This window comes from Bacteroides sp. 3_1_23 (assembly GCF_000162555.1).
In the GTDB taxonomy this organism is placed as follows: domain Bacteria; phylum Bacteroidota; class Bacteroidia; order Bacteroidales; family Bacteroidaceae; genus Bacteroides; species Bacteroides ovatus.
Map to the genome: position 1 here is coordinate 21,964 of NZ_GG774952.1, position 14,627 is coordinate 36,590.

Annotated in this window: 8 protein-coding genes; 7 read left to right on the forward strand and 1 reads right to left on the reverse strand. The window is 41.4% G+C overall.

The window, feature by feature from the left end:
* The first annotated feature begins 18 nt into the window (after positions 1-18).
* The 3 genes from HMPREF9010_RS11145 (at position 19) to HMPREF9010_RS11135 (ending at position 6,783) form a co-directional block, all read left to right on the forward strand.
* On the forward strand, positions 19-2,085 hold the full coding sequence (locus HMPREF9010_RS11145) for an alpha-glucuronidase family glycosyl hydrolase (protein WP_008649363.1): 2,067 nt from the start codon (positions 19-21) through the stop codon (positions 2,083-2,085).
* A 216-nt stretch (positions 2,086-2,301) separates the two neighbouring features.
* Positions 2,302-3,807 (forward strand): sulfatase, encoded by a 1,506-nt coding sequence (locus tag HMPREF9010_RS11140; protein ID WP_198139069.1) that lies wholly within the window; start codon positions 2,302-2,304, stop codon positions 3,805-3,807.
* Positions 3,808-3,834: 27 nt separating this feature from the next.
* Positions 3,835-6,783, forward strand: coding sequence for a glycosyl hydrolase 115 family protein (locus tag HMPREF9010_RS11135; protein ID WP_008649367.1), 2,949 nt, complete (start codon positions 3,835-3,837; stop codon positions 6,781-6,783).
* 1 nt (position 6,784) lies between these two features.
* On the opposite strand, the gene HMPREF9010_RS11130 is transcribed toward HMPREF9010_RS11135, so the two are convergent.
* The gene (locus tag HMPREF9010_RS11130; protein WP_032852727.1) at positions 6,785-7,888 is read right to left on the reverse strand and encodes a family 43 glycosylhydrolase; all 1,104 of its coding nucleotides are present in this window, start codon (positions 7,886-7,888) and stop codon (positions 6,785-6,787) included.
* Between the two features lie 164 nt (positions 7,889-8,052).
* On the opposite strand from HMPREF9010_RS11130, the gene HMPREF9010_RS11125 reads away from it, so the two are divergent.
* The 4 genes from HMPREF9010_RS11125 to HMPREF9010_RS11110 all read left to right on the forward strand — a co-directional run bounded on the left by HMPREF9010_RS11125 (position 8,053) and on the right by HMPREF9010_RS11110 (position 14,626).
* Positions 8,053-9,042, forward strand: coding sequence for a glycoside hydrolase family 43 protein (locus HMPREF9010_RS11125; RefSeq protein WP_008649371.1), 990 nt, complete (start codon positions 8,053-8,055; stop codon positions 9,040-9,042).
* A gap of 105 nt (positions 9,043-9,147) precedes the next feature.
* Positions 9,148-9,720, forward strand: coding sequence for an RNA polymerase sigma factor (locus HMPREF9010_RS11120; RefSeq protein WP_008649373.1), 573 nt, complete (start codon positions 9,148-9,150; stop codon positions 9,718-9,720).
* 112 nt (positions 9,721-9,832) lie between these two features.
* Positions 9,833-11,035 (forward strand): FecR family protein, encoded by a 1,203-nt coding sequence (locus HMPREF9010_RS11115; protein ID WP_032852760.1) that lies wholly within the window; start codon positions 9,833-9,835, stop codon positions 11,033-11,035.
* Between the two features lie 159 nt (positions 11,036-11,194).
* Positions 11,195-14,626, forward strand: coding sequence for a TonB-dependent receptor (locus HMPREF9010_RS11110; protein WP_032852761.1), 3,432 nt, complete (start codon positions 11,195-11,197; stop codon positions 14,624-14,626).
* Position 14,627 lies beyond the last annotated feature (1 nt).

Sequence of the window (14,627 nt, forward strand, 5' to 3'; positions counted from 1 at the left end):
ACGATAAAATAGAAACTCATGAATCACTGTTTTCGTTGTTTTAGCATCGTTCTGCTCTTCTTTTTGAGCTGTATGAGCTATCTTTTTGGTCAGGAACAGACGTTATCCACTGTAGATACAGGGTATGAACTTTGGATGAATTATAAACCTCTTCCCGAATCTGGCTTAAAACAATCTGCCATTCGGTATGGTAGTCACATTACTCTGCCCGGAAGCCGGTACGATGAAGTCATAAGAGAAGAACTGGAGCGTGCTTTGAAGGCGTTACTGACAGTTACACCAATATTTGTTCAGGATAATGCGGTGGGAATTCAAATGAGTTTTTGTAAAGATAAAGGGCTGGGAGAAGAAGGATATATCATCCGCAGTGGTAAAAAGAGGATAACACTTCAAGCCTATTCCGATGCAGGATTTCTTTATGGTACGTTCCACTTGATTCGATTGATACAATGTGGATATCCGCTTGAACAGTTAAATCTCAAAGAAATTCCTGCATTGGAATTCCGTATGATCAATCATTGGGTAGGTCTGGGTGGAACAGTAGAACGCGGCTATGCTGGAAAAGGATTGTGGGCATGGGACGATTTGCCAAAGAAAATCGAACCTCGATATACCGATTACGCCCGTGCGGAAGCATCCATCGGCATTAACGCCGTGATTCTGAATAATGTTAATGCCGATCCGCGCATCTTAGGACATGACTATTTAGAGAAGGTTGCTGCGTTAGCTGATATCTTCCGCAAGTATCACATCAAGGTGTATCTTGCACCCAACTTTGCTGCTCCCGTAAAACCTTCTACGACCAAAGACGCGGGGAAACAATGGGGAGGTGTCGGAATTGGACATCTGGATACAGCCGATCCTCTCAATCCCGAAGTGCAAAAGTGGTGGACGGATAAGGTCAACGAAATTTACAGTCTGATACCTGACTTTGGAGGTTTCCTTGTAAAAGCCAACTCTGAAGGCATGGCAGGTCCGCAAGATTATCATCGTAGCCATGTGGATGGCGCCAATATGTTAGCCCGTGCACTCAAACCTCATGGAGGCATTGTGCTTTGGCGCACCTTTGTCTACAATCCCGAGATTGATAAGGATAGAATGAAACGTTCTTATAAGGAGTTTCAGCCTTTGGACGGACAATTTGACGAAAACGTAGTGTTGCAAACCAAAAACGGAACACTTGATTTTCAGCCCAGCGAACCGGCACAGCCGTTGTTCGGAGCCATGCGTCATACTCCTTTATTCCCCGAACTTCAAATTACGCAAGAGTACTTGGGACGCTCTGTTAGCTTGGTTTATTTGTTGCCGATGTGGAGGCAAACCTTCCTCGACTTCGATACATATTGTAACGGAAAAGGGAGTACTGTGTCGAACATTATCACCGGCAAGACATTTTCATCACGTATGCTTGGCATGGCAGGAGTAGGCAATATCGGTCGTTCGCGCAATTGGACTGCTCATCACTTTGCCCAAGCCAACTGGTATGCTTTCGGGCGTCTGGCATGGAATCCGGAAGAATCGACTGAAAGTATTACATCCGATTGGATAAAGTCTACATGGAATTGTGACGAAGCAACGCTGGAGGTCATCCGGCAAATGATGATGCCCACATGGGAAAGTTTTGTCTGTGCCCATGCCCCTTACAGTCTGGGATTTACTGTAAAGCGGGAAGATCATTATACGGCGGGGTTCGAACAGCGTGCAAACAAAGAGTGGCATGTGAGCAAAGAGTCTATCGGCACTGATCGTACCACAAAAGGTACGAACTATGTGTCTCAATACTTTAAATACAACAAGGATATATTCAACAGTTTGTCACAATGTCCCGAACTTTACTTGCTTTGTTTTCACAACGTGCCGTGGTCGTACAAGATGAAGTCTGGCAAGTCATTGCGTGAAGAGTTCAAATCCAATTTGAAACGAGGCATTGAACAGGTTGATGTGAACATCGGGCTATGGAAATCTATCCAGAACAAGATTGACCCGGTTAGATATGAAGAAGTATTGCAGAGCCTATATAAAGAGCAAAGAGATACAAAGGCCTTTTATCAGGCAGCTTTGAATTTCTTTAGCCAATATTGGTAATTGCTTTGTGCATAACTATTGATCGTGGTCAATAGGCTCATCGTGTGTTTGTAACTGGACTATTTGTCATTTTTTGTCCTTTATTGAACAGCTATTTTCGTAGTTTGTCAAATGAATTGTCGAACTTTGGGCGTGAACGATTAAAGAATTTATTATATGAATACAAAAGTTTTAGTTTCAATCTCTGCGATTTCCAGTATGGTTAATGTTATTCCAATGCTGGCACAAACACCCAAACCCAATGTTGTTATCATCATGACTGACCAACAGCGAGCTGATTTGTGTGGTCGCGAAGGTTTTCCGATGGCTGTCACTCCTTTTGTCGATTCACTGGCATTGAGTAATGTCTGGTTTGATAAGGCGTATACGGTAGCTCCTGCTAGTATGCCTGCGCGTTGTTCCATGTTTACAGGACGTTATCCGACTGCTACGCATGTCCGTACGAACCACAACACTCCCGATATGTATTATAAGAAAGATATGCTCGAAGTGTTTAAAGAACAAGGATATAAGACGGCATTACTGGGAAAGAACCATGCGCATGTGAAAGGGAAAGATTTTGATTATTGTGAGGAATATTTTCATTGGGGAAAGAATCAGCGTGATACGCAGGAAGATAAGGACTTTGCATTTTTTCTGAATAATAAAGCGAGAGGTCAATATTTGGAAGCCACCCCTTTCCCGGCAGAAGCGCAGAATCCGGTGAAAATGGTTACCAAAGCTTTGGCTTGGGCGGAGCAGCAAAAAGATTCCGCATTCTTTATGTGGGTTTCAATGCCTGAACCGCATAATCCATATCAGATATCAGAGCCTTATTTCTCAATGTTTTCTCCAGAAAAGATACCGGCAACTTTGACTAGCCGGAACGATTTATCTAAAAAAGGAAATAAGTATGAGATTTTGGCGGAATTGGAAGATACAGCCTGCCCGAACCTGGCAAAAGATCTTCCTCGTTTGCGTGGAAATTATTTAGGAATGCTTCGTCTGATTGATGACCAGACCAAACGTCTGATTGAAGGATTCAAAGCAGCCGGGCTTTATGAAAATACTATTTTTGTAATCCTGTCAGACCATGGGGATTATTGTGGGGAGTATGGCTTGATTCGTAAAGGTGCAGGAGTGCCTGAATGTTTGACCCGTATTCCGATGATTTGGGCAGGATATAACATTCATCCGCAAAAATCTCCTATGGATGCACATGTTTCTATTGCTGATGTATTTCCTACTATTTGTACAGCAATTGGTGCAGATATACCTCTTGGAGTGCAAGGACGCAGTTTATGGCCGATGTTGACGGGTAAATCGTACCCCAAGAAAGAATTTTCGAGTGTAATTGTACAACAGGGATTCGGTGGTGAAGATTTCACCCGGGATGAACCGTTGACATTTGCTAAAGAGGGGGCTTTGCAACCCAATAAAATAGCTCACTTTGACGAACTGAATACCTGGACACAAAGCGGAACTGAACGTATGGTTCGCAAAGATGACTGGAAACTAGTACTCGACAATTATGGTCGTGGTGAACTGTATAACTTGAAAGCCGATCCTTCCGAGATTAATAATCTTTATAATAAAAAGAAATATGCCTCCAAACAAATGGAATTGCTGGAAGAATTGACGACTTGGGAACTGCGTGTACAAGACCCATTGCCGGTGCCAAGAAATCGTTATCATTTTAAGCGGAATCCATATAACTATCATTTTGAAGATAAAAAGAAATAGAACTGAATAACTAGAACTACTGTATCAATGAGAATCTTTTCGCTATTAATATTATTGGTAGTGGCATCTGCCCTGCAATCACAAGTGGTTGTGAATGAGAATGTAAAACATAGTAAATATGCTTTCCCATTAGTCGCATCGAAAATAAAGGCGACCGTGTGTTATGATGCCAATGATTACCCGGTTGTAAAGAAGGTTGCCGAACTGTTTGTGTCTGATATTGAAAATGTCACAGGGCAGAGATTAAAATTGGCAGATGAATGGCAGAAAGGAAGAACAGTGGTGATTGTCGGTACTATTGAAAAGAATCAGGCAATTCGTCAGCTAGCCTCCAATGGGAAAATAGATATATCTCCTTTGGAAGGAGCATGGGAACGTTATCTGATTCAGACAGTTAATCATCCTTTTCCAGGAGTAGATAAAGCGTTGATTGTAGCCGGAAGTGACAGGCGAGGAGCTTCTTACGGTTTGTTTTCTCTTTCGGAAATGGCAGGTGTGTCTCCTTGGTATTGGTGGGCGGATGTCCCTGTGAAGAAACATAAAACACTTTATGTGGATGCTCCCACTACTGTTTCCAAGACCCCTTCCGTGAAATATAGAGGTGTTTTTCTGAATGATGAAGATTGGGGACTGAAACCTTGGGCCGCTAAGACTTTTGAGAAAGAGCGTGGCAATATAGGTCCCCGTACTTATGCCAAAATATGCGAATTGTTGTTACGGTTGAAAGCCAATCATCTGGCTCCTGCCATGCATCCGGTGTCGACTGCATTTTATAAGATACCTGAAAATAAGTTGGTGGCAGATACTTTTGCTATTGTAATGGGGTCCAGTCATTGCGAACCATTATTGTTAAATACAGCTAGTGAATGGAATTCAAAAACGATGGGGCCTTGGGATTATGGTAAAAATAAGGATAAAATTAATGAAGTTCTAGGAAACCGTGTAAAGGAAAACTGTGCTTATGAGAATGTATATACATTGGCTTTGAGAGGATTGCATGATGCGGCAATGGGAGGAGGTGATGTCCCCATGAAAGAAAAGGTCAAAATGCTGGAGAGTGCGTTGAAAGACCAGCGTAATTTGATTGCAGAACATTTTGATCGACCGGTTGAAACAATTCCACAGGCATTTACTCCATACAAGGAGGTGTTGGAAATCTATTCGAATGGATTGGAATTGCCGGATGATGTAACCATTATTTGGCCGGATGATAACTTCGGCTATATGAAGCGCTTAAGTGGCCCGCATGAACAGAAGCGCTCCGGGCGTGCAGGTGTTTACTACCATGTCTCTTATCTGGGAGTTCCCCATAGCTATTTGTGGTACAGCACTACTCCCCCGGCTCTGATGTATGAGGAACTCCGAAAGGCTTATGATACGACGGCAGACCGTATCTGGCTGGCTAATTGCGGTGATTTAAAAGGAGCCGAAATGCAAGTCTCTTTATTCCTTGATATGGCTTATGATATAGATAGCTTTAATGCGAATAATGTGGTTACCTATCCCGCCCGTTGGTTGGCAAAGATGTTTGGGGAGCAGTATTATAGCGTATTTGAAGATATCACTTCTTCGCATATCAATCTGGCCTTTTCCCGGAAACCGGAATATATGGGTTGGGGATATTGGAATAATTATTGGGGCGGGGGAGAGAAACGTACGGATACGGAGTTCTCTTTTGCCAATTATAATGAAGCAGAAAATCGTCTGAACGAATATAGCCGTATTGGGAAGAAAGCGGAAAATCTTTTGGCATCTTTGGATAAAGACAGTCAGCCGGCTTTTTATCAGTTATTATACTACCCGGTGAAAGGTGCCGAACTGATGAACCACATGACTATAAAAGGACAATATTATCGGCAGTATGTTCGTCAGCAGCGTGCCGCCGCCAATTTGATAAAGGAGAAGGTAAAGAATTACCATGATAGTCTGCAAATCATAACTGAAGGGTATAATTCTTTGTTGAACGGGAAATGGAAATATATGATGTCTTTGAAACAGAATTATGAAGGTTCCAGTTCTTACTTTATGCTTCCGTTGATGGAAGAAAGTTATACACCGGTTGGTGCTCCTAAATTAGCTCTTCAGGCAGAAAGTGAAATTTTGGATAAAGGTGGGATAAGCTATCATAGTTTGCCTGTTTATAACACTTTTTCCCGTAAAAGCCATTGGATCGATGTGTATAATCAAGGAAGTGGAGATTTGAGTTGGACTGCAAAGTCTTCGGACGATTGGATTATAGTGTCTCAAAAAGCTGGGAAAACTCCGACAGAGGACCGAATCAGGGTATCTGTTGATTGGGAGAAAGTTCCGGTTGGAGAGAGTATTAAAGGTTCTGTGGAGTTTAGTTCTAATGATCAAAAAGAATGTGTATTGGTTTCTGTTTTTAATCCGGCGTCTCCTGCGCGTGATGAGATGCAAGGAGTGTATATGGAAGAGAATGGGTATGTCTCTATTCCGGCTGCAGGGGTTCATCGTAAGTTTGAGAGTAATGACATAAAAATGAATATTCTTCCCGGGGTTGGGGTTGAAGGGCATGCTTTGCAATTAGGGAATCCTATATCTCCCTTACAGATGTATCGTGCTGGTGATGTACCTAGAGTGGAATATGATTTTTATACGTTTAATGCCGGGATTTATGATGTGTATACCTATGTTCTACCTACATTCCCTTTGCACGCAGAGCGAGACTATAAATTGCCGGAACATACTAATTCGGACACAAAGTATAGTGTCCGTATAGATGATGGTTCTATTTCTACTCCATCTACTTCTGCTATTGAGTATTCTCAAGTTTGGTATGATAGTGTACTGAAGAATTGTAGAGTGAATAAATCTACTTTGTATGTGAAGAAGCCGGGCAAACACACCCTACAGATACGTTGTGGTGATCCCGGAGTCGTCATTCAAAAAATAGTCATCGACATGGGAGGATTAAAACGTTCATACCTTGGACCTGAAAGTACAAAATGTAATTAGTCTAATTGATTGGAGAACCAGATGGCTTTGCCATGGGTTCTCCGGCTTTATCCGGTATTCCGAGTACAGGCATCCCATCTTTGTCACACTCTATTTTCTGCAAGCGGGGAGTACGTGAATCCATTGCACCCGGAGCATCATTCGGTATCTGACGGGCATGATAAAGCATATAACATTCCTTTCCATCCGGTGAAGAGACGAAAGAACTGCCGCCGGGGCCAAAAACTTCATTCTCCGGTTTCTGCTGAAATACAGGTGTCGGATGTTTCTTCCAGGAAGCAGGGTCCAACAGGTTGGCATTGGCGTCTGCTGTTAGCAATCCTACACAATAATAGGGAGTCCAGCTACCGCTGGCGGAATAAAAAATGCATACTTTATCTTTATTCTTCGGCTGGAAGAAATGAGGTGCTTCGTTCACATGGATCGGATAGGCTGTTTTGCTGCCATCGGGATTCACCCATTGACACTCCCATTCATATTCAGGCTTGGAAATCAGGACTCTATCAGAAGAAAGAGTCCACGGATTTTCCATCGAAGCGATGTATATACATTGTGTCTCGCTGTCAATTCTTCGTTTTTGCCATCCGCACCAAATCATGTAACGCTGTCCGTTGTGTTCGAAAGTACTCGCATGAATTGCCCAGTTGTTATCTTTGTCGGTCGGTATGCGCCCTTTCATAACAAACTTACCCTCTGTAGGAATATCAGCCTCGTTTTCAATCACATAAATCTGGTGATTATCCATATTACCATCGTCTGCTGCGAAGTAAATATACCATTTGTTGTTGATGCGATGCATTTCGGGGGCCCATAAGTGATGGGAATTGCTTGGATCGGTTGGTATCCATACCGGCTTTCTAAGACTGTCATTCAAATTTGTAATATCACTGGTCTCCCAGAGCATGATTCTGCTTTCAGAGCCTTGCGTATAATAATATTTCCCTTTATAAAAAACAGCCCATGGCTCTGCTCCTCTTTCACGTAGCGGATTTGTATAAGTAGCTCCTGTTATGGCTTCCTTTTCCGGCTCTGTTTTCTTCTTGGGTTGACAGGATGCACAAATAATGACTAAAAGTACGGCTAGTAATAACAATCTGCTTTTCATGGTATTTTTCATTTAATAATGACACTGCAAAGAAAGCACAAAATCCTGATAAATCATCTTTTTTTTGCAGATTGGTTAGTATTTATCCTTAATTGGTTTGTATTTATTGAATTTCTAGTTGTTTTTTCTCATCTTTGTGGCACGAACTTTAAAATTGATATTGTATGAAACTGAAGCACCTTATTCTTCTTAGTGTTATTTGCTGTTCCCAGTCTGTATTTGGACAAAAAGCCAATCAACAACCGAAGACGAGTGGCAATCCTGTATTTCCGGGATGGTATGCCGATCCGGAAGGAATTGTATTTGGGGATGAATACTGGATTTATCCTACGTATTCGGCGCCTTATGACGAACAGACTTTCATGGATGCCTTCTCATCTAAAGACCTGGTGAACTGGACAAAGCACCCGAAAGTGTTATCAAAAGAGAATATTAGTTGGTTTAAACGTGCTTTGTGGGCACCTGCCGTGATTCATGCGAATGATAAATATTATATATTCTTCGGTGCGAATGATATCCAAAGCAATAATGAACTGGGCGGTATTGGTGTAGCTGTGGCCGACAATCCTGCCGGACCATTTAAAGATGCGTTAGGCAAACCTCTGATTGATAAATTTGTAAATGGTGCGCAACCGATCGATCAGTTTGTTTACAAAGACGATGACGGACAGTATTATATGTATTATGGTGGCTGGGGACATTGTAATATGGTGAAACTGGCCCCGGACTTGTTGAGTATCGTACCGTTTGAAGATGGTACCCTTTATAAGGAAGTAACCCCCGAAAAATATGTAGAGGGACCTTTTATGTTGAAACGTAACGGAAAATACTATTTTATGTGGTCAGAAGGCGGTTGGACCGGACCGGATTATTGTGTTGCTTATGCCATTGCCGACTCACCGTTCGGACCCTTCAAAAGAGAAGCAAAAATATTACAGAGAGATCCCAAAATTGGAACAGGTGCCGGTCATCATTCAGTTGTAAAAGGGCCGGGAGAGGATGAATGGTACATCATTTATCATCGCCATCCATTGGGTGAAACGGATGGAAACGCTCGTGTGACCTGCGTTGACCGTATGTACTTTGATAAAGATGGAAAAATAAAACCCATAAAGATGACTTTCGAGGGAGTAAAGGCAAGCCCATTGAAGTAAAATCTGAAAAGTTCAGCCCATCCGTAATTAATATTTTAATAAAGATGGGCTTTTTTTGATTTATTGTTTTATTTTTGTCCTTGTAAATCAAACATAATTATTATAATGACCCCAGATATACACACTCTTTCCGACTCCCTTTTGTGGAAAAGGTTTCTCGAGGGAGATTCGAGTGCGTATACCCAAATCTATAATCGAACGGTGCAAGATCTGTTTCGATTCGGACTATTATATACTTCAGACAAAGAATTAATTAAAGATTGCATACATGATGTGTTTGTGAAAATCCACATGAATCGTGCAAAGTTAGCCCCAACAGATAATATTGCAGCTTATTTGACGGTAGCGTTGAAAAACACTCTTTTTAATGCGCTAAAAAAGACAACAGATTCTCTTTCGTTTGATGAAATAGGTGAGAGAGAAGAGACGGTTGACGAATCCCCCTCCACTCCGGAAACTATATATATTAATAATGAACAGGAAAAACAAGTTCAGGCAACCGTGCATACTATGATGTCTGTATTGACGGACAGACAGCGTGAAATTATTTATTATCGATATATCAAAGAGATGAGTATCGATGAAATAAGTAAGGTGACAGACATGAATAATCAATCTGTTTCTAACTCCATTCAACGGGCTTTGGGACGTATCCGGGACTTATTTAAGAGAAAATAAGAGAGAATAATCAGCCTATTTTTCCTGTCAATCAAAAAAAGTGGAAAAAACTTCGGAAAAGGTGAGTATAAAATGAAAGTACAACTGTTATTCATACGTAAAGACAATGAAAATGATGAACTCTGAACAAAAACATACAGATTTTTCCCTATATACTTTTGAAGAATTCCTTCAGAATGATTTCTTTATTTCTTCCATGAATTACCCTACGGAAGAAACACAGAAGTTCTGGGATGAATTTGAACAGATGAATCCTTCTAATATAGATGAATATATAGCAGCAAAAAGATATTTGGAGGTTTTTTCAAAAGAGAAAGAAGAAGTACTTTCAAACGAGGAAACGGATGATTTATGGACTCGTATACAGGCAACCAATATAAATAAGGAGAAGGCGAAACGTAAGAACTATTTCTTAATAGGATTGAGCTCGGCGGCCAGTGTTGCTATTCTTGTGGGATGTTTCTTCTTATTAAAGAGTTATTCTTCGGTGCTGGATCCGGATATTGCCACTTTTGCAGTGAATACCAAAGCTGATTTGCCTCTGACGGAAGAAACACTGTTGATTTTGGCGGAAGATAACGTAGTGAGCCTGAAAGAAAAAGAAACGGAGATTACGTATGATTCCGTAGAAATCAAAACAAATCAGGAAAGTATACAAAAGGAAAAATCGGCAGCTTACAATCAATTGGTCATTCCGCGTGGAAAGCGATCGGTATTGACGTTTGCCGATGGATCTAAAGTCTGGGTGAATGCCGGCACGAGAGTGATTTATCCGGTAGAGTTTGAAAAAGATAAACGTGAAATCTATGTGGACGGAGAAATCTACATAGAAGTAGCCAGAGATGAAAACCGCCCTTTCTATGTGCGGACCAAAGATATGAATGTCAGGGTGCTTGGTACTAAATTTAATGTAACGGCGTATGAGTCGGAAGCAATTAGAAGTGTAGTGCTGGCGCAAGGATGTGTTCAGGTAGAGACAGCCCGGACTCCGAAAGCGATTTTGGCTCCTAATCAGATGTTCAGTTCTGCCGATGGAAAGGAAAATATATCACAAGTAGATGTAGAACAGGCAATATCGTGGATAAATGGACTCTATTGTTTCCAAAGTGCCGATTTGGGAATAGTCTTGCAACGCTTGTCTACCTATTATGGTGTGAATGTAGAATTTGACCCAGCGCTAAGTAAAATAAAATGTTCCGGAAAAATCGATTTGAAAGACAACTTTGAAACAGTTATTAATGGATTAACCTTTGTTGCACCAATTTCTTATGCCTATGATGAACAATATAAAACGTATCGAGTAGTAAAGAAATAGATATAAAAAAATAAGATAATAAACTAATCTAACTCCCGTATTTTATGGTAATTATTGAAGAGAGTGGATGATACGAACTATCATCCAGATGGGACTTGTGTGCCTATGAATGTTTATATACAGAAAATAATATTATGAGAAATTTTTAACATGTTTAATATGAAAAATGCAATTAGAGAACGAAAGAGTAAGGTTCTCGGGCTATTCCTGTGCTTTTTACTTCTCGGAATAGACTACTCTTTCGCAAGTTACAACAATTATTCTCAATTTAAGACTCTTTCGGTCAGCATGAGTAACTCGACGTTGAGAGAAGTGCTTAAAACAATAGAGAAAAGTAGTCAATTTGTTTTCTTCTATTTAGATGACGCTGTCAACTTAGAACGTAAGGTATCTATCGACAGTAAGAATAAAAATATAGAAGATATTCTTTCTGAACTTTTCGAAGGTACTTCGTGTACTTATCGGATCTCTGACAGGCAAATATTTATTTCCGGAAAAGCCCCTGCTTCAACCGAACAGCAACAGAATAAGCGGAAAATATCCGGACGTGTCACTGATATAAAAGGAGAGCCGCTTATTGGGGTGAACGTCACTGTGGATGGAGATGCAAACGGTTCGATTACGAATATGGATGGTTTGTATGAGATATTCGTAACCAAGAAGAGCGTAGTGCTTAAATTTACCTATATCGGGTTTAAAACTTCTGAAATACGAACCAATGCCTCGACCAACATTTATGATGTCACCTTGGAAGAACAGGTCAACGAATTGGAAGAGACTGTTATTGTGGGGTATGGTACCCAGCGTAAAATAAGTAATATCGGTGCACAGTCTTCCATGAAGATGGAAGATATTAAGACGCCTTCTGCCAGTTTAACAACTACATTGGCGGGACGTCTGGCGGGTGTTGTGGCTGTACAACGTACAGGAGAACCGGGAAAAGATGCTGCTGATATCTGGATTCGTGGTATTTCCACTCCCAACACTTCTTCTCCGCTGGTATTGGTGGATGGAGTGGAACGTTCGTTCAATGACATCGATCCGGAAGATATTGAATCGTTGACAACGCTGAAAGATGCATCAGCAACAGCTGTGTATGGTGTACGTGGTGCCAATGGCGTAATTTTGATTAAAACCAAACCGGGAAAGGTAGGAAAACCGACAGTGAGCGCGGATTATTATGAATCGTTTACCCGTTTCACGAAGATGGTCGATTTGGCAGATGGTATCACTTATATGAATGCAGCCAACGAGGCAATGCGTAATGACGGTATTGCTACGAAATATACAGAAGATCAGATACGTAACACGATTGCCGGTAAGGATCCTTATCTATATCCGAATGTGGATTGGTTGAAAGAAATCTTTAATGATTGGGGACATAATCGCCGTGTGAATGTAAATGTACGCGGTGGTAGCGAGAAAGTCGCTTATTATGCATCAGTCAGCTATTTTAATGAGACAGGTATGACGGTGACTGATAAGAATATCAACACCTATGATTCCAAAATGAAATATAGCCGTTATAACTTTACTACCAATTTGAATATCGACGTAACTCCTACTACTAAGGTCGAGATCGGTGCGCAAGGTTATCTGGGAGAAGGAAACTATCCGGCCATCTCTTCTGCCGATTTGTATAATGCGGCAATGTCTATCTCACCGGTTGAATATCCGAAGATGTTCTTTGTTAACGGAGAAGCCTTTGTGCCGGGAACTTCAACCAATAACAACTTTAATAACCCTTATTCACAGGCTACACGTCGTGGTTATGACAACCTGACGAAAAATCAGATTTACTCTAATTTGCGCGTCACACAGGATTTGGATATGCTCACGAAAGGACTGAAACTGACTGCTATGTACGCATTCGACGTATACAATGAGATACATGTACATCAGGACCGTGCGGAGTCTACCTACAACTTCCTGGACACTAGTGTTCCTTACGATATGAATGGACAACCTATTCTGCAACGTATTTATGAAGGAAGTAACGTGTTAAGCTATACACAGGAAACGAGTGGCAACAAAAAGACTTATTTGGAGGCTTCCTTGAATTATGACCGGACATTCAACGACGATCATCGTGTTAGTGCGTTATTCCTGTTCAATCAGCAATCCAAACTATTATATCCGAAAGGGACATTGGAAGATGCGATTCCGTATCGTATGATGGGTATTGCCGGTCGTGCCACTTATTCATGGAAAGACCGTTACTTCGCAGAGTTCAACATCGGTTATAACGGTGCCGAGAATTTTTCGCCCAAACATCGTTTCGGAACTTTCCCTGCATTTGGTGTAGGATGGGTTGTTTCAAATGAGAAATTCTGGCAACCTCTGTCGAAGGCAGTTTCTTTCTTGAAGATACGTTATACGGATGGTAAAGTGGGTAATAGCGAAGTTTCCGACCGTCGTTTCATGTATCTGGATCAGATGAAAGAGAATGGAGACTATGGCTATAAATTCGGACCGAATGGAACTAAGTGGGCCGGTTATGAAACAGTGAATATGGCTGTTGACCTGATCTGGGAAGAATCTCGCAAACAAGACTTGGGTATTGACCTTAAGCTATTTAATGACGACCTGTCTATTGTGTTCGACTTGTTTAAGGAACGTCGTGAAAACATTCTGTTGAAGCGTGAACATTCTATGCCTTCATTCTTGGGGTACAACACATCTGCTCCTTACGGAAACATCGGTATCATAGAAAATAAGGGATTTGACGGAACAATCGAATATAACAAGCGTATCAATAAAGACTGGGTAATTGCGCTTCGGGGTAATGTCACCTTTAATAAGGATAAATGGATTCAGGGAGAATTGCCGGAACAGAAATACGAATGGATGAACCAATATGGACGTAACATCAATGGAGCGAAAGGGTATGTTGCCGAGGGACTGTTCACTCAGGCTGAAATAGATGATATGGCACGTTGGGAATCTTTGTCGGCTGCCAATAAAGCCATTACTCCCAAACCGTTTGCTTCACAGTTTGGAACAGTGAAAGCCGGAGATATCAAATACAAGGACTTGAACAATGACGGTCAGATTGATGCGTACGACCAGACTTACATTTCTCGTGGAGATGTGCCGACAACTGTCTATGGTTTCGGATTTACAGTAGGCTGGAAAGACTTGTCTGTGGGCATGATGTTTCAGGGCGTAGCGGGAGCCGAACGTGTATTGAACGGTAGCAGTATTAATCCGTTTAATGGCGGTGGTGGTAGCGGTAACCTCTACTCTAACATTGACGACCGTTGGACAGAGGAAAATCCGGATCAGAATGCCTTTTATCCGCGTTTGTCTTATGGAAGCGAAACAACCAGTAGCATTAATAACTTCCAGAAAAGTACCTGGTGGGTGCGTAACATGAACTTCCTGCGTCTGAAGACATTGCAGATCTCTTATAATCTGCCGAAACCCTGGGTGAATAAAGTTCATCTGAAGAATGCGGCTGTATATGTAATGGGAACTAACCTGTTCACTTTGAGTCGCTTCAAATTGTGGGATCCGGAGTTGAATACCGATAATGGTGCTTCTTATCCGAATACGACTTCTTATTCAGTTGGTATTAATTTCACATTCTAAA

Excerpts from the sequence above, each read along its gene's own strand:
- HMPREF9010_RS11125 (WP_008649371.1), top strand. The coding sequence starts at position 8,053 with ATGAAACTGAAGCACCTTATTCTTCTTAGTGTTATTTGCTGTTCCCAG.
- HMPREF9010_RS11135 (WP_008649367.1), top strand. The coding sequence starts at position 3,835 with ATGAGAATCTTTTCGCTATTAATATTATTGGTAGTGGCATCTGCCCTG.
- HMPREF9010_RS11145 (WP_008649363.1), top strand. The coding sequence starts at position 19 with ATGAATCACTGTTTTCGTTGTTTTAGCATCGTTCTGCTCTTCTTTTTG.
- HMPREF9010_RS11140 (WP_198139069.1), top strand. The coding sequence starts at position 2,302 with ATGCTGGCACAAACACCCAAACCCAATGTTGTTATCATCATGACTGAC.
- HMPREF9010_RS11110 (WP_032852761.1), top strand. The coding sequence starts at position 11,195 with ATGAAAAATGCAATTAGAGAACGAAAGAGTAAGGTTCTCGGGCTATTC.
- HMPREF9010_RS11115 (WP_032852760.1), top strand. The coding sequence starts at position 9,833 with ATGATGAACTCTGAACAAAAACATACAGATTTTTCCCTATATACTTTT.
- HMPREF9010_RS11130 (WP_032852727.1), bottom strand. The coding sequence starts at position 7,888 with ATGAAAAGCAGATTGTTATTACTAGCCGTACTTTTAGTCATTATTTGT.
- HMPREF9010_RS11120 (WP_008649373.1), top strand. The coding sequence starts at position 9,148 with ATGACCCCAGATATACACACTCTTTCCGACTCCCTTTTGTGGAAAAGG.